The following is a 17,841-nucleotide window of genomic DNA, read 5'->3' as shown; positions in this document are numbered from 1 at the left end:
TCGGCACTGTGTCGCCGACGCCGTCTAGGCGTATTGATTCCATCTTCCATCATGTACAAGTGTCCACTTAATAAGTGGACACGATCATCTACGCTTACGCTCTTAACTTCAAGATGACTTCACCGGGAGCTTACGTGTTACTGGCGCTGTTGGTGCTGTTGGTAGCAGATGTGTCAGTTGCTGATGGGCTTGCCGATGTAGTTGATGTAGTGGACGTCGATGAGCTTGCGCTTAGCGATGCCAATGCCTGACTAAATGCGCTGGCAAATTTACTGATGCCACTTTGGCCGCCACCATCTCCATCACCGTCTTGATCTTGGCGTACGCGTTGAGTGCCGCTTGAAAATTGTGTTTGTGTAACCGCAGTCGATGATCCTAAAGATGAAATTGACATGATCTTTCCTTTGAGTTTGAGGTGTTGAGGGCGCTCCAAACAAACTTTCTAGGAGCTAGACTTATTTATACTGTCTTTATCGGCGCTTTAATTCAAGGAATAGAGGTGCTTTGGCGGCTAAGTTGTATGTACGTGTATCTGCGCATCAAAAAGCGCGATGTTTCGAAACATATAGACGTCAATTGGGCGATGTTGTACGGTAATAGTGTTAATTTAAATAATTTTATTGAATATTAAATATTGAATATTAACCACTAGCCGTGAATGCTTTTTCAATAATTTTTGGATGAGTGTGGATTCTAACTATTTGCAAATGCCTTTGCGGTTGCTCTTTTTGTTGTTGGTATTGCGTGGTTGTTTCTTTGAACTTTAATCTTGCTTTGGAGTGCTATTTTTCAGTAAGTGATGTAGTTATTTCACTCATCAGTTTAAGGCTATCGCATCGGTTTTGCGGTTTTGCGCTAGACTTGCGGGCATTGAATGGAGAAATAAATGACACTCACTGTTGAAGATGTAAAACAAGCCTTGTCGCAGGTCATTGACCCGAATACCAACAAAGACCTCGTGACGAGCAAATCGGCTAAAAATATAAAACTTACCGGTGCAGATATCACTCTTGATGTTGAGTTGGGCTATCCGGCGAGAAGTCAATTTGCATTGATCCGCGATCTGGTTATCGCTGCATTGCAAAGCCTGCCAGGTGTAGCAAAGATCGATGTTCATGTTAGTTCAAAAATTGTCGCGCATGAAGTACAGCGCGGTGTTAAGTTGATGCCTAACGTTAAAAATATTATTGCGGTCGCTTCTGGTAAAGGTGGTGTTGGTAAGTCCACCACGGCTGCCAATCTGGCGCTGGCGCTGGCGGCGGAAGGTGCGGCTGTCGGTATTTTGGATGCCGATATTTATGGCCCGTCACAGCCCATGTTGATGGGTATTTCTGGTCGTCCGGAAACTAACGATGGAAAAACAATGGAGCCATTGGAAAACCACGGCCTGCAAGTTTCTTCTATTGGTTTCATGATTGATCCCGATGAGCCTATGGTGTGGCGCGGCCCGATTGTGACGCAGGCGCTGCAACAGTTGCTGACGCAAACCAATTGGCGTGATCTGGACTATCTGATTGTGGATATGCCGCCAGGTACAGGTGATGTGCAATTGACCTTGTCGCAAAAGGTACCAGTAACAGGTGCGGTGATTGTTACGACGCCACAAGATATCGCTTTGCTGGATGCGCGTAAAGGCTTGAAGATGTTTGAAAAAGTCAGCATTCCTATTCTTGGTATTGTTGAGAATATGAGCACGCATATTTGCTCGAATTGCGGTCATGCTGAAGCCATCTTTGGTGAAGGCGGTGGTGAAAAAATGTGTGAGGATTTTGGTATTGATTTCTTGGGCCGTTTGCCGTTGACGATGGCCATTCGCGAACAGGCTGATGCTGGTAAGCCGACGGTGATTGCGGATCCTGAAGGCGCAATTGCGAAGATTTACAAGGATATTGCTCGCAAAGTCGCAGTGCGCGTCGCTGAAAAAGCCAAAGACATGAGCAGTAAGTTCCCGACGATCACTATCCAAAATACCTGAGCATGACGCAGCCAACAATAGCAAAGGAAAATGACCGCCATTTTATGGAAATGGCGATGGAGATGGCTGCGCACGCAACCATAGAGACTTCGCCCAATCCCAAGGTTGGTTGCGTGATTGTGAAAAATGATGTGGTGATAGGGCGCGGCTGGACGCAGGCAGTCGGGCAAGCGCATGCGGAAGTGCAAGCCTTGCGTGATGCGGCAGCTCAAGGGCACGATGTGCGTGGCGCAACTGCCTACGTCACCCTGGAGCCGTGCAGTCATTATGGACGCACACCGCCATGCGCAAATGCCTTGGTTGATGCCGGTATTGCCAGAGTGGTTGCGGCTATCGAAGATGCGAATCCACAAGTTGCTGGTCGAGGTTTTGCTATCTTATGTGCTGCCGGAATTGAAGTGGCATCAGCCAGCGATTTTGCCTGGGCGGATATGGTACTAACAGCCAGAGAAATGAACGTCGGCTTTTTAAAGCGTATGGAAACCGGCAAGCCGTGGGTTCGGATGAAAGTGGCCGGCAGTCTGGATGGTAAAACGGCATTGCCAAGTGGCCAGAGTCAATGGATTACCAGTTCAGCAGCGCGGCAAGATGGCCATGTATGGCGTGCGCGTGCTGATGCCATTTTAACGGGTATTGGTACTGTGCTTGCTGATAATCCGGCGTTGAATGTGCGCGGCATTGCAACGCCACGTCAACCTAAAAAAATTGTGCTCGACTCGCATTTGCGTATCAGTCCCGATGCGAAATTGTTTGATGATGCAGATGTGCTGATTGTCTGTGCGAAAGAGGATGCTTCAAAGCGAGCGCAGATTGAGGAGCGTGGCGCTGAGGTCTTATGTATTGTGGATAGTAGTGGGCGAGTCGATTTGCATTCGCTGATGCTGGAATTAGGACGCAGGCAATTGAATGAAGTGCATGTAGAGGCTGGTGCGATTTTGAATGGCGCGTTGGTCGATGCGAATTGTGTTGATGAATTACTGGTTTATCTCGCGCCGAAATTGCTCGGGAGTGGGGCTGGGTTATTTGCGCTTTCAGAATTGACGCACGTTGATCAGGCGAAGCAATTGATGTTTCATGATGTGTCCCGTGTTGGCGATGATTTGCGGGTGTTGGCACGGTTCAAAAAATAGGTGAAGTAGTCTTTAGAGCCCCTTATTTACTTACTCACTCACTCGCTTGCGGGTGATGGTATTCGCAGCTGTCTTTCATGCGGCTTGCCGTGCAGGTTGCGCCCGTCCTACATGATATTTTTTGTCTTGAAATGAAAAAAAGGATCGTTGAAAAATCAACGATCCTTTTTTTATTTTGGTCGGAGTACAAGGATTCGAACCTTGGACCCCCTGGTCCCAAACCAGGTGCGCTACCGGACTGCGCCACACTCCGAAAAAACTTTTTTGCAATATCCTGAAAATTTTATAAAAAATTATCTCGGTTATTGTTTTCTACTATAATTTTTCATTGCTTTTAAATGGCAATGATTTCAATTCTGGTCGGAGTACAAGGATTCGAACCTTGGACCCCCTGGTCCCAAACCAGGTGCGCTACCGGACTGCGCCACACTCCGAAGACCAACATCATAGCTCGCAGGGGCGGTGATGTCAATAGATTTGTCGGGTGGTCAATCAAATACGGTGCTGTAATTAACGTCTGAGTTGGCTGAAATCTAGCTCGCGCTGGCTGGTAAATGTACGACTTTCGCCACTAATCGGGTCAGTAAACGTAATTGATTTAGCTAATAACTGCAAAGGTGCAGAAAAATCATCCCCTTTGCATGGTAAGGCTACGGGGTAAAAACTGTCGTTGATGATCGGTGCGCCTAAGCTGGACATGTGTAAGCGTAATTGGTGCTTTTTGCCTGTGACAGGGCTTAATTGGTATAAATTGAAATCACCATAGCACTTTGCGATTTCTATGAACGTCTCTGAATTTGCTTCACCTTGTGTTTCTTGCATGACAAAGAAGCTGGCGCCGTCGACCATGCGGCTGCGATAGGTTAGTGGAAGGTCCTCTGCTGGTAAAGCTGGCGCTAAAGCGTGATAGATTTTGCTGATAGTGCGTTGCTGAAACAGCGATTGATACTTACCCCGCGTTTCTGGATTGTGTGAAAAAAGCATTACGCCAGCGGTTTCGCGGTCCAGTCTGTGTATCGGGCTCAGGTGTTGCAGGCCAGTTTGTTTTTTGAGGCGCACCAGCAGGGTTTCTTGCAAAAAACGACCGCCAGGTATGACTGGTAAAAAATGCGGCTTATCGACGACCAGCAAGTGCTCATCCTGATGCAGGATATGCGCTTCAAACGGGATTGGTGTTTCGTCGTCAATTTCTCGATAGTAAAAAATGCACATGCCGCGTTTGGCCGGGCTATTTTTTTGCAGCACATTGCCGTGAATATCTACCACTTCATTTTTGGCAAGGCGCGCTAGCCAGGTGCTTTCTTCAACATCAGAAAAGTGGCTGGTCAAAAATGTCAGTAAATCTGGCCATTGCCCTTCTGGTAGCCAAAGATAGCTCGGAGAAATACCGTCGCGTATCGGTAGTGGTGGATTCAGCGTGGGGGAGGGGGCAGGCATGTACTCTTTGGTGTTTAACTAAATTTGTGTGCATCTTAATGTGTATCTTACCATGCTCTTTATGTCGCTCTGAGAGTTGGTCGTTGCTAGTGTGCGTTGATCGTGCGGGTGCAATACGTCAAATCACAAGGATGAGAAATCCGCGCGGATTGCACTCGCTCTAATGTAATGCCGAACTTGGCTTCGCTTAAAGCTTAGATACCATCCACGCCTGTAAAACGGTAAAATGCTGGTTTTAACTTTATCCGCATACAGATGTTGCTTGTTTGCTTAGGTTTGGCAAGTGACACGCGGTGCAATTCATCCCATGACAGTCCGTACCCGTTTTGCTCCTAGTCCTACCGGCTATCTTCATGTTGGCGGTGCTCGTACCGCTTTGTTTAGCTGGGCGTTTGCTCGTCATCATGGCGGCACGTTTGTGTTGCGTATTGAAGATACTGATCTGGAACGTTCAACGCCAGAAGCGGTGCAAGCGATTTTGGATGGTATGAATTGGCTGGGCTTGCAGCATGACGAAGGCCCGTTTTATCAGATGCAGCGCATGGAACGTTACCGTGCGGTGTTGGCAGAAATGCTGGCAAATGGCACAGCGTATCATTGCTATTCTTCGCCAGAAGAAGTTGAAGCAATGCGCGAGCGTCAACGTGCTGCAGGCGAGAAACCTCGTTACGACGGTACCTGGCGTCCAGAAACAGGCAAGACTTTGCCAGCAATTCCGGCCGATCGTCAGCCTGTGATTCGTTTCAAAAATCCATTAGAAGGTGATGTGAGCTGGAACGATGTCGTGAAAGGTCAGATCACGATCAATAACCGTGAGTTAGATGATTTGGTGATTGCGCGTCCAGACGGCACGCCGACGTACAATTTCTGCGTTGCAGTGGATGACTGGGATATGCAAATTACCCACGTAATTCGCGGTGATGATCATGTTAATAACACGCCACGTCAAATCAATATCCTCAATGCGTTGGGGGTGACTTTGCCACAATATGGTCATGTGCCTATGATTCTGGGTACCGACGGTCAGAAATTATCCAAGCGTCGCGATGCGGTAAGTGTCATGGATTACTTCGACAAAGGTTATTTGCCTGAAGCGATGTTGAACTATCTGGCGCGTCTCGGTTGGAGTCATGGTGATGACGAGATTTTTAGCATGGAGCAAATGTGCAGTTGGTTTGATCTGACGCATTTATCTGGCTCTGCAGCGCAATTTAATCCTGAGAAATTGGCGTGGATTAATAACCATTACATCAAGGCCGCGGACAATCAACGCCTGGCAGATTTGGTGCGCCCACAAATGCTTAAAGATGGCGCTGAGTTTGCTGGTGCGCCAGATTTGGCTGCTGTGATTGCTTTGTTCAAGGAACGTGCAAATACGGCAGTGGAATTAGGTCAGGCCGCAATGCTGTTCTACCGTCAACCAGCCGCCGAGCAAGCCTTGTTGCAACAACATGTGACCGACGCAGTGTTGCCAGCATTGCGTCAATATGCTGAAGCATGCAAAACCGTAGAGTGGAATAAAGTGGCCTTGTCGGTGGCATTAAAACAAGTGTTAGCTGACCATGGTTTGAAAATGCCACAACTGGCAATGCCTTTGCGTTTGTTGCTGACGGGGCAGTTGCAAACCCCTTCGATTGATGCCGTTGTTGAATTATTTGGCCGTGAAGTTGTACTGCAGCGCTTAAATGTGATCGCTGGCTAAGATTTCACTCTGTTTTACCGCAGGGGAGGCTTTACATTAGAGTGATCATCCCCTATAATCTCGCTTCTGTTCTGCAAGGGGGTATAGCTCAGCTGGGAGAGCGCTTGCATGGCATGCAAGAGGTCAGCGGTTCGATCCCGCTTACCTCCACCACGTAAGTGTGGTTGTATCAGAACAGAAAATACTTGCTGTCCCCATCGTCTAGAGGCCTAGGACATCACCCTTTCACGGTGAGTACAGGGGTTCGAATCCCCTTGGGGACGCCAATAAATTTTTATTGTGGACAGCGAGTAGAGCGTAATACAGGTCAGTAACAAGGACAGAATATGTCCCCATCGTCTAGAGGCCTAGGACATCACCCTTTCACGGTGAGTACAGGGGTTCGAATCCCCTTGGGGACGCCAAGTTTAAACCATTTGTATTTTTTATACGAATGTAGGTCAGTAAAACGGACAGAACATGTCCCCATCGTCTAGAGGCCTAGGACATCACCCTTTCACGGTGAGTACAGGGGTTCGAATCCCCTTGGGGACGCCAGGTAGTAGAAATAAAGCCCGCACTAGCGGGCTTTATTTTTTTCCGGAGCAGAGAGGGGCAAAGAGTTTTGCTCCTCGTGTAGGGGATTCGAAGGGGCGAGCTTGCAAGCGAGCCAGCGGCCTGCGCCCGTGTATCAGAGTAAAACTATTTTTTGCCCTGATAAATCTTGTCAAACTCCGCGCCATCATCAAAGTGCTTTTTCTGCGCCTGTTTCCAGCCTCCAAATACTTCATCAATCGTAAATAAACTCACAGGTTTAAAGTTAGCTACATATTTTTTTGCAGCAGCATCAGAACGTGGACGGAAAAAATGTTTCGCAGCGATATCTTGCCCAACATCTGAATACAAGAATTGCAAATAAGCCGTTGCTACTTTGCGTGTGCCTATCTTATCGACAACCTTATCAACGACAGCAACAGGTGATTCAGCGAGGATAGAGAATTTTGGATAAACAATATCGTAATTATCGCCAAATTCTTGTCTGACTAATTGCACCTCATTTTCGAACGTCACTAAGACGTCACCGATTTGTCTTTGAGTGAAAGTGGTTGTAGCACCGCGGCCACCAGCATCTAACACGGGTACATTTTTGAATAAGCGTCCTACTAAATCTCTTGCCTGTGCTTCGGTGCCGCCACTTTTAATGACTGAGCCCCATGCTGCCAGATAGGTGTAGCGACCGTTGCCCGAGGTTTTTGGATTCGGCACGATGACTTGTACGCCTGGCTTAGCCAGATCATCCCAGTTAACGATGCGCTTAGGATTGCCTTTGCGGACCAAAAATACCATTGTTGAATAAAAAGGGGTGGCGTTGTTCGGAAACGCTTTATCCCAATTTGGCGAAATTAACCCCTTGTCAGCAATCGCATCAATATCATTGGCTTGATTCATTGTCACAACAGATGCATTCAGACCATCAATGACGGAACGCGCTTGCTTGCTGGAGCCGCCGTGGGACTGATTGATAGTGATCGATTCGCCGGTTTTTTTCTTCCAGTCTGCGACAAAGGCTGGATTGACCTCTTTGAATAATTCCCGGGTCACATCGTAAGAAGCGTTCAATAGCGGTTCTGCGGCGCGGGCAGCAGATTGGATGCCGACGTAAGCAATCGCTATCGTGGCAAGCATGCCGATTAGCACACGACGTTTATTTGCGGCGTTTGCCGTTTTGGCTGTAACTTTGGAGTTTGTTTTCATAAGTGATGACTACCCTTGGTTCGATAGTAAGTATCTTCTCTAATTCCTGGTGCAAAACAAAGAACATTATTGTTCTATGCATAGATGATTTGAGTATAAATATCGACGCCTGACATCCGGATTTAGAGGATATATGGATAGATGAAAACATTCTATTTTGTTTGAACTGAAAATTTTCATACGAGAAGATAACTTTGTTACACTGTCCGCTTCACTTTGATTACTGAAGTTTTATGAAAATTATTTCTCCTTTTTCAGTTAAATTATTGGCAGGTTTGGTTGCTGCCGTGCTGGCAACTTCAAGCAGCTTTGCGGCGGAATCCATTGCTCCAGATCCGCATGCGGTGCAACCGGGTGGTATAGAGTGGCGCAGGGATAATAATCTGGATGCAGCATTTGCGTTAGCGAAGTCCAGTAATAAGCCTTTGTTTCTTTACTGGGGAGCAGTGTGGTGCCCACCTTGCAATCAGGTGAAGGCAACGATTTTTAATCGTCAGGAATTCATCGAAAAATCTCGCCATTTCATTCCTGTATATCTGGATGGTGATAGCCCGAGTGCGCAAAAATTTGGTGCACAGTTCAAAGTGCGCGGTTATCCAACCATGATCTTATTAAAGCCAGATGGTACCGAGATTACACGTTTGCCAGGTGAGGTTGACTCTGAGCGGTATTTGCAAGTCTTGAGTCTGGCAATGAACACCTCCACGTCTGTCAATGACACGTACAAAGCTGCATTGGCTGGCGCAAAAACGCTGAAAGCCGAAGACTGGAGTTTGTTGGCAGATTATTCCTGGGATGATCCTGATCAAAAGTTAGTTGCTGCTAAAGAAGTACCTGCCACTCTTTTGCGTCTGGCAGAGATTTGCCCACCAGGAGCAGCGGCAACGCGTCTTTATCTGAAAGGTTTGTTTGCACTCGCTACCGCTGAGCCTGCGAAATCCGCGACGATAGATAAAGCAAAGGCGCTCAGCAAACTTTCTAATGCACTGGCTAGTCCTAAGGTGGCACGTGATAATCTGGATTTAGTTGCGGGTCCGGCGGCAGAGGTGACTGGCTATCTGACGACTGCAAAATCGCCGGAGCGTGTAAGACTGGTGACAGCCTGGAATCAGGCATTGGTGAAGTTATCGGATGATGCGACCATTTCTAAGGCCGATAGATTGGGTGCCGTCATTGCACAAGTTGCACTGGCTAAATTGGATAATGCGGCATTAAGCCCATCCTTACAAAAAGACGTTAAAAAGCGTGTAGCCGCCATTGATCATGCAACGACAGATGCCTACGAGCGACAATCCGTTGTGCATTCTGCGGCGGAGGCTTTGGGCAGTGCCGATTTATTGGATGATTCAGATACCTTGTTGAAAGCCGAATTACAACGTTCGCATTCACCGTATTACTTTATGTCCACCCTTGGTAGTAATGCAAAAAAACGTGGTGATAAGGCGGCAGCATTGAGTTGGTATTCTCAGGCTTACGATGCGTCAAAAGGCCCTGCAACACGTTTGCAGTGGGGTGCAAACTACGTCGGTAATCTGGTGGATCTGGCGCCAAGTGATGATGCACGGATCGAGCGTACCGTCACCGGTATTTTTACTGAATTGTCGAAAACAGAAAACGCTTTTTACGAACGTAATCGCGCGTCTCTGGATAAAATGGGTAAGAAATTGATCAGTTGGAATAAAGATGGTCAGCATCAAGCTGTGTTCCAGAAAATCCATGCACAGTTAGACGGCATTTGTGCCAAATTACCAGCGAACGACCCACAAAAAGCAAGCTGCCAGACCGTTTTGACGAAGTCTTGATTGTTGGTACTTCGACAGGTTCTGGATAGGTGAAGACGTAAAAATGCGACCAGGTGGTCGCATTTTTTTGCTTGAGCTGTTAGTGTAGTGTTTTAAATTTTTTAGAAGCTAGTAGAAATGCCTGCATACAAAGTTCGGCGCGCGCCGTATTGTGGGGCACCTACGCCAACCCCAGATCCATCACGCAGTAAGTAGGATTTGTCGAAAATATTCACCAGGGACAGACGTCCTTCAATATCGCCAACTGCTGTTTTTTTCCAGTGATGAACAAATGCTGCATTAAACGTAGTGTAAGAATTGAGTGATGCTGAATTCAGTGCTCCGCCATCAGGTGTTCTGCGCAAGCCACTACCATATAAAAAATCACTGCTGATTTGTGAATCTCCAAAATGGTAATGGACTCCACCGGAAACGGTGTAAGTCTGGTCGTGATCGACATAGACGTAATTATTCGCGATATACGCTAACTTATCCGGCGCAAATAACGATTGACCCGAGACGATGTTTGTTCCCTGCGCTTTTTGAATAGATGTGTTTAAGAACGTACCCCAGTTCTTTTCGCTATACACCACGGATATTTCCAGGCCTTTTGCAAAACCTTTAGCGTAGTTAAACGGTGACAAAATTAATGCCTGCCCAAACTGGCCTTCATCGAGCATATTGCTAATATTTTTATAGTAGGCGTCGACAGTCAGACTGAGTTTGTCGTTCACTTTATGGCTGACCCCGACATCGAAATAATGTGTGCGCTCAGATTTGACGTTGTCCGATGTCGGAATCTGTGGTGCCGCTGTTGTATTTGAATATAAGTTGATACTTGCTTGCGAAGCCAATTCTTGCGGTGGTGGTGTGAAGTAACGTGAGTAACCCGCATGGAAAGCGGTGGCATCGTTCATTTTATATGCCAGATTCAAACGTGGGCTCCACTGCTGTTCTTCCACAAATGCCGACACACGATCAAAGCGCACGCCATAATTCAGTGTCAGTGGGTCAGAAATGTGCCATTCATCTTGTGCGTACAGGCTATAAAGTTGGCCAACTTTGCCGGAATTATCGACGATATATTGCGGTGTGTTGGATGACTGCGCACCATTAGCATCGACAGTAAAAACACCGACGGTATTATTGCTTTCAGTTGATTGGCGTGTGTACGCAAAACCAGTTCTGAACGTGTGTTGCGGATTGATTTTGTAGCTGACATCACCTTGTAGACCTGCCGATGAATTTGAGCGCAAAGTGTCAGTAGATACACCGTTATAGACTAAATCACCGACCCGATCTGGTGTGAAATGAAGTTCAGAATATTGTTTAAATCCGGATAATTGAAAATTCAATGGGCCCAGATTTTTTTGGTAAGACAAAACAACAAAGCGATTTAGTTCGCGCTGACTTTCATCAAGTTGTGATGAAGGTAAGGTGCTGATTCCGCTAGTCATGTCACTAACGCCAGCCAACGAGAAAGCTGGTGCTTGTGAGGGATTATTTGGAATCTGAAATTTGCCGTTGTACGTGCCGAACATCATCCCAAGACGGGTGTCGTCATCCAGAAAGTACGACAAATTGCCAAAGGATTTAGCCTGCTGGGTTTTGTCGTGAATAGCGCTTTTTGCAGAGGTTGGATTTTCTATGCCGAGTTCATTCGACAAATAACTGCCAGATAAATAGTAATTGAAAGCACCAACTGTGCCGAAAAATTCTGCACTAGGATTGTAGTAATTATTTCCTCCGACCAGGATGCCTATACGGCCACCGGGTTTAGTTGAGCCTTCCTTGGTTTGAATGTCCACAATACCAGCCGTACGCAAACCAAACTGCGCTGGTAACGCGCCAGTAATGAAATCGGTAGAGTCTATTTGACGAGTATCGATGGATTGACCAAAACCAGTAATGCTTTCAGGTAATTGCACACCGTTGATGCGGTATTGAACGTTTGCGTGATCATCTCGCACATGCAGCCCGCCAGATGCCTTCGAATCCTGTGCGACACCAGGCAAGCGCAACAAGATTTCATTAAACGGTGTCGAATCACCCTGACTCATCATGTCTACCATATGTTTATCGATGGTATAGACCGTTGTTCCCACCTTTGGTGAAAGTTCTATCCGTGCGCTTTTCAGATGTGCCGAGGTGACTTCTACTGTAGATATCGGCTGATCCGTAATGGGATTTGCGCCTGCACTTGCTGATGTGGCTGCGTCGGAATTGGCATCGTCATTTTCTGCTGCAATGCTATAGCTTGAGGTGGCGACAAATAAGCCAGCTAGCAGCAAAGGAAGTGGGCGTAAGCGGAAAGAGGCGCGAAGAACTTGCGTAGTCATGGTGAACCTTTTATTAATGCGTATTTTAAAAAATGAAGTAGTAACAAGCGAAACGGCGTCACCGCTTAGGGCGCACGAGATCTTGTTCTTGGGGTGTTACTGGAGATGCTTATTTTAGTTATGAAGTGCAGGGCTTCTGTCTTCTATGCGCTCAGCATTTTCGATGCAGACGCGCAGCCATAAGCGAGTTGATGAGGGGTGCTAAGCGCAAAAACGCCCAGCATTACACATTCAACACATCCTGCAAATCAGGAATTAAGCAGCTTGGATCAAGCGAGGGCGGGTGGGCCGCAACTAGGAGGAAGTAATGACGGTGCAGCAAAATCTGACTGATAAGCATCGCCGGTTTGCAGCGTATATGCAAACAATTGCAGTGTGAGCGGCGCTTGCGCGGTCGGTGTGACGTGGTCAAGTTTATCTGATATCGCACTGCAAAGTGAGCAAGCCTGATCTTCGATGGAGTTCGCATGATGATGCGTGGCTGCCGTCGAAATCAGTAAAGCAAAAGTCAGGGCGGTAATTAAAGCAACGCCTGCCTTCCAGCCGCGCACGACGAAAGACTGCACCAAGGCTATGGGTAAGCTTTGTATGGCATGTCTCTGTCGGTACTGCACAGATGGAAGTTTATTGCTCAACATTAAAATGGATATTTTTCAGGTTCAGGTTTGAAGCAAGTACTCAGCAAGTACTCCGCAAGTACTCATTTATTGCCTCAGGTTTTTTTACTGCACAGCACCATATCATAACAAAGAAAATTGAACTTATCATCCTTACATTGAAAGCGATATGTTGCTGACTCAGATGGCGAGTAGAAGAATTAGTTCCACGAAGATCTCGAATTTTATTAGAAGTTGCAAATAATTCGCAAGATAGAATTTCTTGACTAAGCCGGATTTATCAGGTCTGAGCAATTTTTTAATTGACTGTCTTTATATATGAAATTTCATATATGCAAGTGAATTTATATGATTGGAAAGCATTTGAAGCTTTAGGTAAGATCGGCTTCTGTGATTTTTTGGCGTGGTTATCAGTGATACGGATTGAGCAAGTACAGAAGTTTTATCAAGTGGGTCGTGGTGGTGTCGGTGCGCAAGTGCAGGCCTTACGTGACATTAATTTGCAAATAGAACAAGGAAAAATTTTTGGCATCATCGGACGCTCGGGGGCGGGTAAAAGTACGTTACTTCGAACTCTGAATTTATTGGAAAGACCATCGTCAGGCAAGATTCTGATTGATGGTGCTGATATTACGCAATTCGATGCCGAGCAATTGCACGGCTTGCGCCAGCGTATCGGCATGGTGTTTCAACATTTCAATTTGCTTAGTGCAAAAACCATTGCAGAAAATATTGATTTCCCGCTCAAGTTAGCAGGTTCTTACAGCAAAGAACAACGTCGTCAGCGCGTGGATGAATTATTGGATTTGGTCGGTTTAGCCGATCAACGCGATAAATATCCGGCGCAACTCTCGGGTGGTCAAAAGCAGCGTGTTGGTATTGCCCGTGCATTGGCGAATTATCCAACCTTGTTGTTGTGTGATGAAGCGACTTCGGCGCTCGATCCAGAAACCACGCAATCCATTTTGCGTTTGCTGTCAGACATTAATCAGAAGTTGGGTCTGACGATAGTTTTGATTACCCACGAAATGCAGGTCATTCGTACGATCTGTGATCAGGTTGCGGTGATTGATGCAGGTGAAATTGTCGAAACAGGTGATGTCGCTGACGTTTTTCTGCATCCAAAGCACACCGTGACGCAAAGTATGGTGGCAGAAAATCTCGCACTCGATCTCGATGTATTACAAATTCGCAAGGAACGAGAAAACGGATTATTGATCCGACTGACTTACGTCGGTGCTGCTGCCCATGAGCCTATTTTGAGTCGCATCGCAGCGCAAACCCAAGTACAAATGGTGATTTTGCAAGGAACTATTTCCCGCATCAAGAATACGCCATATGGGCAATTGCTAGTCGAGTTGATTGGTTCATCGGATGAGATCAATACGGTATTGGTTTCTTTGCGTGCGGCGGATGTGCGAGCGGATGTGTTGGGTTTGAGTGGGAGTAAGTACTAATGGATTTTTCGAATATTGATTGCGAAGATATTGCCCAGGCAACGCTCGATACGCTGACCATGACAGGTTGTTCGTTGTTTTTTACGGTGTTGCTGGGCTTACCTTTGGGCGTTTTGTTGTTCGTTACCGGCAAAAAACAGTTGTTGGAGCAACGCGGCATTTATGCCTTGTTATCGGTCTTAGTAAATGTATTGCGTTCGGTGCCATTTATTATTTTATTGATCGTTTTAATTCCGTTTACTTTGTTTTTGGTCGGCACGTCTTTGGGGGTAGCAGGAACGATTCCACCTTTAGTGATTGGTACCACGCCATTTTTTGCGCGTTTAGTCGAAAACGTGTTGCGTGATGTGGATCGCGGCATTATCGAGGCGTGCCAGGCGATGGGAGCAAAGACTCATCAGATCATCATTCACGCACTCTTGCCGGAAGCTTTGCCAGGTTTAATTGCTGCAGCAACGGTGACGACGATTGCCTTGGTTTCGTATGCGGCAATGTCTGGTGTGATTGGTGGTGGTGGTCTTGGTGATCTGGCCTTACGTTTTGGCTATCAACGATTCCAGACCGACGTAATGATCGTGACGGTCGCGATTTTGATTTTGTTAGTACAGGTATTGCAGTTCTCTGGCGACAAACTCGTCGCAAGATTTACCCGTAAGTAGTTTGTTTTTCTTTTTTACTTTTTTACTCTTAATAAAAATAAGGATAGGTAATATGAAGCTCTCATTTCAACAAAAAATTAAACATAGTGTGCGTACTGCAGTCGCTGCAAGCTTAACTGTTGCCAGCGTTTTTGCTACTGGCATGGCGCATGCCGCTGATGTGTTGACGATCGCTGCCAGCCCGGTTCCTCACGCAGAAATCCTGGAATTCATTAAGCCTCAATTGGCAAAAGAAGGCGTGGATCTGAAAGTCAAAGTATTTACTGACTATATCCAGCCAGCAGTACAAGTGAATGAAAAGCACTTAGACGGTAATTTCTTTTTGCATCAACCGTATTTGAATGAATTTAAGAAAAGTCACTCAAATGATATCGAAGTGCCTGTTGCTAAAGTTCATGTAGAGCCGTTCGCTGCCTACTCAACAAAATATAAAAAAGTCGCTGATATCCCTAACGGTGCAACAGTGGCGATTCCTAACGATCCATCCAATTCTGGCCGTGCCTTATTGTTACTGGCAAAGCAGGGTTTGTTGACGCTGAAAGATCCAAGCAATATTTCCGCGACCAAGAAAGACATCATCGCCAATCCTAAAAATTTGAAATTTAAGGAGCTGGAAGCTGCAACGCTACCGCGCGTTTTGAATCAGGTTGATCTGGCGTTGATCAATACCAACTACGCGATTGAAGCGAAGCTGAATCCAGTCAAAGATTCTTTGTTCATCGAAGATGCCAATTCACCTTACGCGAATTTATTGGTAGCGCGTGACGATAACAAAAATAGCCCAGCTTTCAAAAAACTGATCGCCGCTTTGCAGTCGCCAGAAGTGAAGAAATTCATCGAAGAAAAATACAAAGGCGCTGTGGTTCCAGCGTTTTAATTTAGTATCAAAAATGGCGTGGCTGAGCTATGTCATTTAGTAGAAATTGTCTCAAGGTGACAAGTTTATACCTCACTTATTTTTGTATGAAAGTAAGTGAGGTTTTTTTACGTTTAATCTCAAGCCTGGCGTTGTAAAACGAGGTGGGTTGCATCCGCCCTACGGAGATTTTAGGGCGAAAAAAAACGCCGCGAATGATGCGGCGTTTTTGTATGCATCTCAATCGAGATGCAATATCTTAGTTACGTACAACGCGTTTGTATTCGTTAGTACGTGTATCGATTTCGATCACGTCGTCCTGGCTCACGAACAGTGGCACTTGAACGATATGGCAATGTGCTTCGATTGCGTTTTCGATTTTTGCTTCTTTCAATACGTTACCGGAAGTGTTGCCTTTAACTGCTGGCTCAGAGTACACAACTTGACGAGCGATCGTTGTTGGCAATTCTACGGAGATAGCTTTACCGTCATAGAATACGGCTTCGCATTCCATGCCATCTTTCAGGTAGTGCAATGCATCACCCAGGTTTTCTTCTTCGATTTCGTACTGGTTGTAATCTGCGTCCATGAATACGAACAATGGGTCAGCGAAGTAAGAGTAGGTCACTGGTTTTTTGTCCAGAACAACAACGTCAAACTTGTCATCGCCACGGAAAACGGATTCTTGTGGGCTGTTAGTCAAAAGATTTTTCATCTTCCACTTGTAGGTGAAGCCCGTGCGGCTTGAACCATTGACGTCAGAGCGCAAAACGATCATAGGCTTGCTATCGACCATAATGATGTTGCCAACACGAATTTCTTTTGCAGGTTTCATAGTAAATATACGTAAAAAGGTGATTGCATAAAAATCATCTGTTGCCTACTGGTAAAAGCCCTGCAAGCCCACGTCCGATTGAATTTGAAAATACGGTAAAAATTAACCGCATATTTTACCCCATTTTTTGCCAGTAATTAAGCAAGTGTCGTAGCAAACTGCAGTAAATTAGTGCTGAAATTGCCATTTTTGAGCATTTCTTGCTCCCATTCGGTGCTCAAAAGTGTAATTTGGGGTAGTTCAGTGAGCAAAGTTTGCCACACATCTGCCCAGTTACCTTGAGGGTCGCTTGCGGTATTCCATGCCAGAGATAGATTATCCAAGGCATCGGTTTTGGCTGTATAGCGATTTAGAAATGCCTTCAGTTTGACGTGGTGGAGGTTTTCATCCTGAGGATAAATATGCCAGACAAAGGGCTTGTTCGCCCATTGTGCCCGCACAAATGAGTCTTCACCACGGACAAAATTCAGGTCACACGCCCATAGCAGGCGATCGTAATCCGATTGCGGTATAAATGGTAGTACACGCACCGTTAATGCGCCTTGTGTCGCATGCGACCCAGCAACGGCGGTTTGCCCGAGGAAATGGGTGATTGCATCACTCGCTACACCTTCTGGAACCAGGCAAGTGATAGCGACCGGGCTGTTTTTCCAGGCCTCAAATAAATCATTCACTGGCGCATGCGGGTAGCAAAACAAAGAGACTTTGAGTGTTTCTTGTTCGGCTGCAGTGACCCCAAGTCGCGACAAAAACTGCACGATAGCTTGGGAATTAGATTGAAATTGCTGGCGCTGTTCGCTTAATTGGGCTTCTTTGATCAAGCCACCAGTTTTATCGGTGAAGCCCGGGAAAAAGAAATACTTGATCAATGAATACTGCGGATGCGGCGATGGCAAGCGATGGCAGCCTTCTACCCATTCTTCAGCGCTTAAACCTTCGAGGTTAAACCAGAGCGGGCGCGGCGTGCATTGCGCCATCGTTGCAATATAGGCAGGTGGAACATCGCAGCCAAAAAATTCAATGACGATATTGGCAATATCATTCAACGTAAAAACACCATTCTGATCACGCCAATGTGTAACCTTGATGCCAGCGACATCTTGCTCGGCTTGATCTGTGTGTACCTCTGGGCAAATACGTTTAAAGCTGATTAAATCATCGACCCATAAATTCACGGCGATTCCATGCTCGTGCGCAAGTTGTCTTGCCAAACGCCAGCAGATACCAATGTCACCATAGTTATCAACGACCTTACAAAATAAGGCGAGCGTTGTTTGAGCATCTTTGTTGTTACTGACTTCGAGCATGGTAATTTGAAC

Annotated in this window: 14 protein-coding genes and 6 tRNA genes; 11 read left to right on the top strand and 9 right to left on the bottom strand. The window is 46.3% G+C overall.

Annotation, left to right across the window (positions count from 1 at the left end; genetic code table 11):
* Positions 1 to 130: 130 nt before the first annotated feature.
* Complete coding sequence (locus H8K32_RS18650) at positions 131 to 394, bottom strand: hypothetical protein (protein WP_186914065.1); 264 nt, start codon at positions 392 to 394, stop codon at positions 131 to 133.
* Positions 395 to 886: 492 nt separating this feature from the next.
* On the opposite strand from H8K32_RS18650, the gene apbC reads away from it, so the two are divergent.
* Positions 887 to 1,975, top strand: a complete 1,089-nt coding sequence (gene apbC / locus H8K32_RS18645; protein WP_186914064.1) for an iron-sulfur cluster carrier protein ApbC — start codon at positions 887 to 889, stop codon at positions 1,973 to 1,975.
* Positions 1,976 to 1,977: 2 nt separating this feature from the next.
* Positions 1,978 to 3,105: a bifunctional diaminohydroxyphosphoribosylaminopyrimidine deaminase/5-amino-6-(5-phosphoribosylamino)uracil reductase RibD gene (gene ribD, locus H8K32_RS18640; protein WP_186914063.1), complete on the top strand. Its 1,128-nt coding sequence runs from the start codon at positions 1,978 to 1,980 to the stop codon at positions 3,103 to 3,105.
* Positions 3,106 to 3,281: 176 nt separating this feature from the next.
* Here ribD and H8K32_RS18635 read toward each other — a convergent pair.
* From H8K32_RS18635 to H8K32_RS18625, 3 genes are all read right to left on the bottom strand, one after another.
* A tRNA-Pro gene (locus tag H8K32_RS18635) sits at positions 3,282 to 3,358 on the bottom strand.
* 104 nt (positions 3,359 to 3,462) lie between these two features.
* Positions 3,463 to 3,539 (bottom strand) — tRNA-Pro (locus H8K32_RS18630).
* A gap of 76 nt (positions 3,540 to 3,615) precedes the next feature.
* A complete protein-coding gene (locus H8K32_RS18625) occupies positions 3,616 to 4,542 on the bottom strand; it encodes an RluA family pseudouridine synthase (protein ID WP_186914062.1) in 927 nt (308 codons plus the stop codon).
* Positions 4,543 to 4,849: 307 nt separating this feature from the next.
* Here H8K32_RS18625 and gltX point away from each other — a divergent pair, with 307 nt between their 5' ends.
* From gltX to H8K32_RS18600, 5 genes are all read left to right on the top strand, one after another.
* The gene (gltX, locus tag H8K32_RS18620; RefSeq protein ID WP_186914061.1) at positions 4,850 to 6,244 is read left to right on the top strand and encodes a glutamate--tRNA ligase; all 1,395 of its coding nucleotides are present in this window, start codon (positions 4,850 to 4,852) and stop codon (positions 6,242 to 6,244) included.
* A gap of 77 nt (positions 6,245 to 6,321) precedes the next feature.
* A tRNA-Ala gene (locus H8K32_RS18615) sits at positions 6,322 to 6,397 on the top strand.
* Between the two features lie 37 nt (positions 6,398 to 6,434).
* Positions 6,435 to 6,510: transfer RNA gene (locus H8K32_RS18610), tRNA-Glu, on the top strand.
* A 62-nt stretch (positions 6,511 to 6,572) separates the two neighbouring features.
* Positions 6,573 to 6,648: transfer RNA gene (locus H8K32_RS18605), tRNA-Glu, on the top strand.
* A gap of 57 nt (positions 6,649 to 6,705) precedes the next feature.
* Positions 6,706 to 6,781 (top strand) — tRNA-Glu (locus H8K32_RS18600).
* A 144-nt stretch (positions 6,782 to 6,925) separates the two neighbouring features.
* Here the strand turns inward: H8K32_RS18600 and H8K32_RS18595 are convergent.
* The gene (locus H8K32_RS18595) at positions 6,926 to 7,909 is read right to left on the bottom strand and encodes a sulfate ABC transporter substrate-binding protein (RefSeq protein ID WP_186914071.1); all 984 of its coding nucleotides are present in this window, start codon (positions 7,907 to 7,909) and stop codon (positions 6,926 to 6,928) included.
* Between the two features lie 302 nt (positions 7,910 to 8,211).
* Here H8K32_RS18595 and H8K32_RS18590 point away from each other — a divergent pair, with 302 nt between their 5' ends.
* Complete coding sequence (locus H8K32_RS18590; RefSeq protein WP_186914060.1) at positions 8,212 to 9,780, top strand: thioredoxin family protein; 1,569 nt, start codon at positions 8,212 to 8,214, stop codon at positions 9,778 to 9,780.
* A 101-nt stretch (positions 9,781 to 9,881) separates the two neighbouring features.
* On the opposite strand, the gene H8K32_RS18585 is transcribed toward H8K32_RS18590, so the two are convergent.
* Positions 9,882 to 12,098 carry a TonB-dependent receptor gene (locus H8K32_RS18585; RefSeq protein ID WP_186914059.1) on the bottom strand — a complete coding sequence of 739 codons (2,217 nt, stop codon included), beginning with the start codon at positions 12,096 to 12,098 and terminating at the stop codon, positions 9,882 to 9,884.
* Between the two features lie 269 nt (positions 12,099 to 12,367).
* Positions 12,368 to 12,736 carry a hypothetical protein gene (locus tag H8K32_RS18580; RefSeq protein WP_222613194.1) on the bottom strand — a complete coding sequence of 123 codons (369 nt, stop codon included), beginning with the start codon at positions 12,734 to 12,736 and terminating at the stop codon, positions 12,368 to 12,370.
* A gap of 392 nt (positions 12,737 to 13,128) precedes the next feature.
* Between H8K32_RS18580 and H8K32_RS18575 the strand changes: the two genes are divergently transcribed.
* From H8K32_RS18575 to H8K32_RS18565, 3 genes are read left to right on the top strand one after another with little or no spacing between them, the layout of a single operon-like run.
* Positions 13,129 to 14,172: an ATP-binding cassette domain-containing protein gene (locus tag H8K32_RS18575; RefSeq protein ID WP_186914070.1), complete on the top strand. Its 1,044-nt coding sequence runs from the start codon at positions 13,129 to 13,131 to the stop codon at positions 14,170 to 14,172.
* Positions 14,172 to 14,831, top strand: coding sequence for a methionine ABC transporter permease (locus H8K32_RS18570; protein WP_186914057.1), 660 nt, complete (start codon positions 14,172 to 14,174; stop codon positions 14,829 to 14,831). Before H8K32_RS18575 ends, H8K32_RS18570 begins: the two co-directional genes overlap by 1 nt.
* A 52-nt stretch (positions 14,832 to 14,883) precedes the next feature.
* Entirely contained in the window at positions 14,884 to 15,708 is an 825-nt protein-coding gene (locus H8K32_RS18565) for a MetQ/NlpA family ABC transporter substrate-binding protein (RefSeq protein ID WP_186914056.1), read from the top strand.
* Positions 15,709 to 15,946: 238 nt separating this feature from the next.
* Here H8K32_RS18565 and H8K32_RS18560 read toward each other — a convergent pair whose 3' ends face one another.
* Both H8K32_RS18560 and earP read right to left on the bottom strand, forming a co-directional pair.
* Entirely contained in the window at positions 15,947 to 16,522 is a 576-nt protein-coding gene (locus H8K32_RS18560) for an elongation factor P (RefSeq protein WP_186914055.1), read from the bottom strand.
* 137 nt (positions 16,523 to 16,659) lie between these two features.
* The gene (gene earP, locus H8K32_RS18555) at positions 16,660 to 17,829 is read right to left on the bottom strand and encodes an elongation factor P maturation arginine rhamnosyltransferase EarP (protein WP_186914054.1); all 1,170 of its coding nucleotides are present in this window, start codon (positions 17,827 to 17,829) and stop codon (positions 16,660 to 16,662) included.
* Between the last annotated feature and the right edge of the window lie 12 nt (positions 17,830 to 17,841).

It is taken from the genome of Cognatundibacterium jejuense (assembly GCF_014284255.1).
Taxonomy (GTDB): Bacteria; Pseudomonadota; Gammaproteobacteria; order Burkholderiales; family Burkholderiaceae_D; genus Undibacterium; species Undibacterium jejuense.
This window is presented reverse-complemented; position numbering and strand designations above follow the sequence as displayed.

What these genes read in the sequence shown, in the direction of transcription:
- H8K32_RS18650 (WP_186914065.1), bottom strand. Translation starts at nt 394, where the DNA reads ATGTCAATTTCATCTTTAGGATCATCGACTGCGGTTACACAAACACAA.
- apbC (WP_186914064.1), top strand. Translation starts at nt 887, where the DNA reads ATGACACTCACTGTTGAAGATGTAAAACAAGCCTTGTCGCAGGTCATT.
- ribD (WP_186914063.1), top strand. Translation starts at nt 1,978, where the DNA reads ATGACGCAGCCAACAATAGCAAAGGAAAATGACCGCCATTTTATGGAA.
- H8K32_RS18625 (WP_186914062.1), bottom strand. Translation starts at nt 4,542, where the DNA reads ATGCCTGCCCCCTCCCCCACGCTGAATCCACCACTACCGATACGCGAC.
- gltX (WP_186914061.1), top strand. Translation starts at nt 4,850, where the DNA reads ATGACAGTCCGTACCCGTTTTGCTCCTAGTCCTACCGGCTATCTTCAT.
- H8K32_RS18595 (WP_186914071.1), bottom strand. Translation starts at nt 7,909, where the DNA reads ATGCTTGCCACGATAGCGATTGCTTACGTCGGCATCCAATCTGCTGCC.
- H8K32_RS18590 (WP_186914060.1), top strand. Translation starts at nt 8,212, where the DNA reads ATGAAAATTATTTCTCCTTTTTCAGTTAAATTATTGGCAGGTTTGGTT.
- H8K32_RS18585 (WP_186914059.1), bottom strand. Translation starts at nt 12,098, where the DNA reads ATGACTACGCAAGTTCTTCGCGCCTCTTTCCGCTTACGCCCACTTCCT.
- H8K32_RS18580 (WP_222613194.1), bottom strand. Translation starts at nt 12,736, where the DNA reads ATGTTGAGCAATAAACTTCCATCTGTGCAGTACCGACAGAGACATGCC.
- H8K32_RS18570 (WP_186914057.1), top strand. Translation starts at nt 14,172, where the DNA reads ATGGATTTTTCGAATATTGATTGCGAAGATATTGCCCAGGCAACGCTC.
- H8K32_RS18565 (WP_186914056.1), top strand. Translation starts at nt 14,884, where the DNA reads ATGAAGCTCTCATTTCAACAAAAAATTAAACATAGTGTGCGTACTGCA.
- H8K32_RS18560 (WP_186914055.1), bottom strand. Translation starts at nt 16,522, where the DNA reads ATGAAACCTGCAAAAGAAATTCGTGTTGGCAACATCATTATGGTCGAT.
- earP (WP_186914054.1), bottom strand. Translation starts at nt 17,829, where the DNA reads ATGCTCGAAGTCAGTAACAACAAAGATGCTCAAACAACGCTCGCCTTA.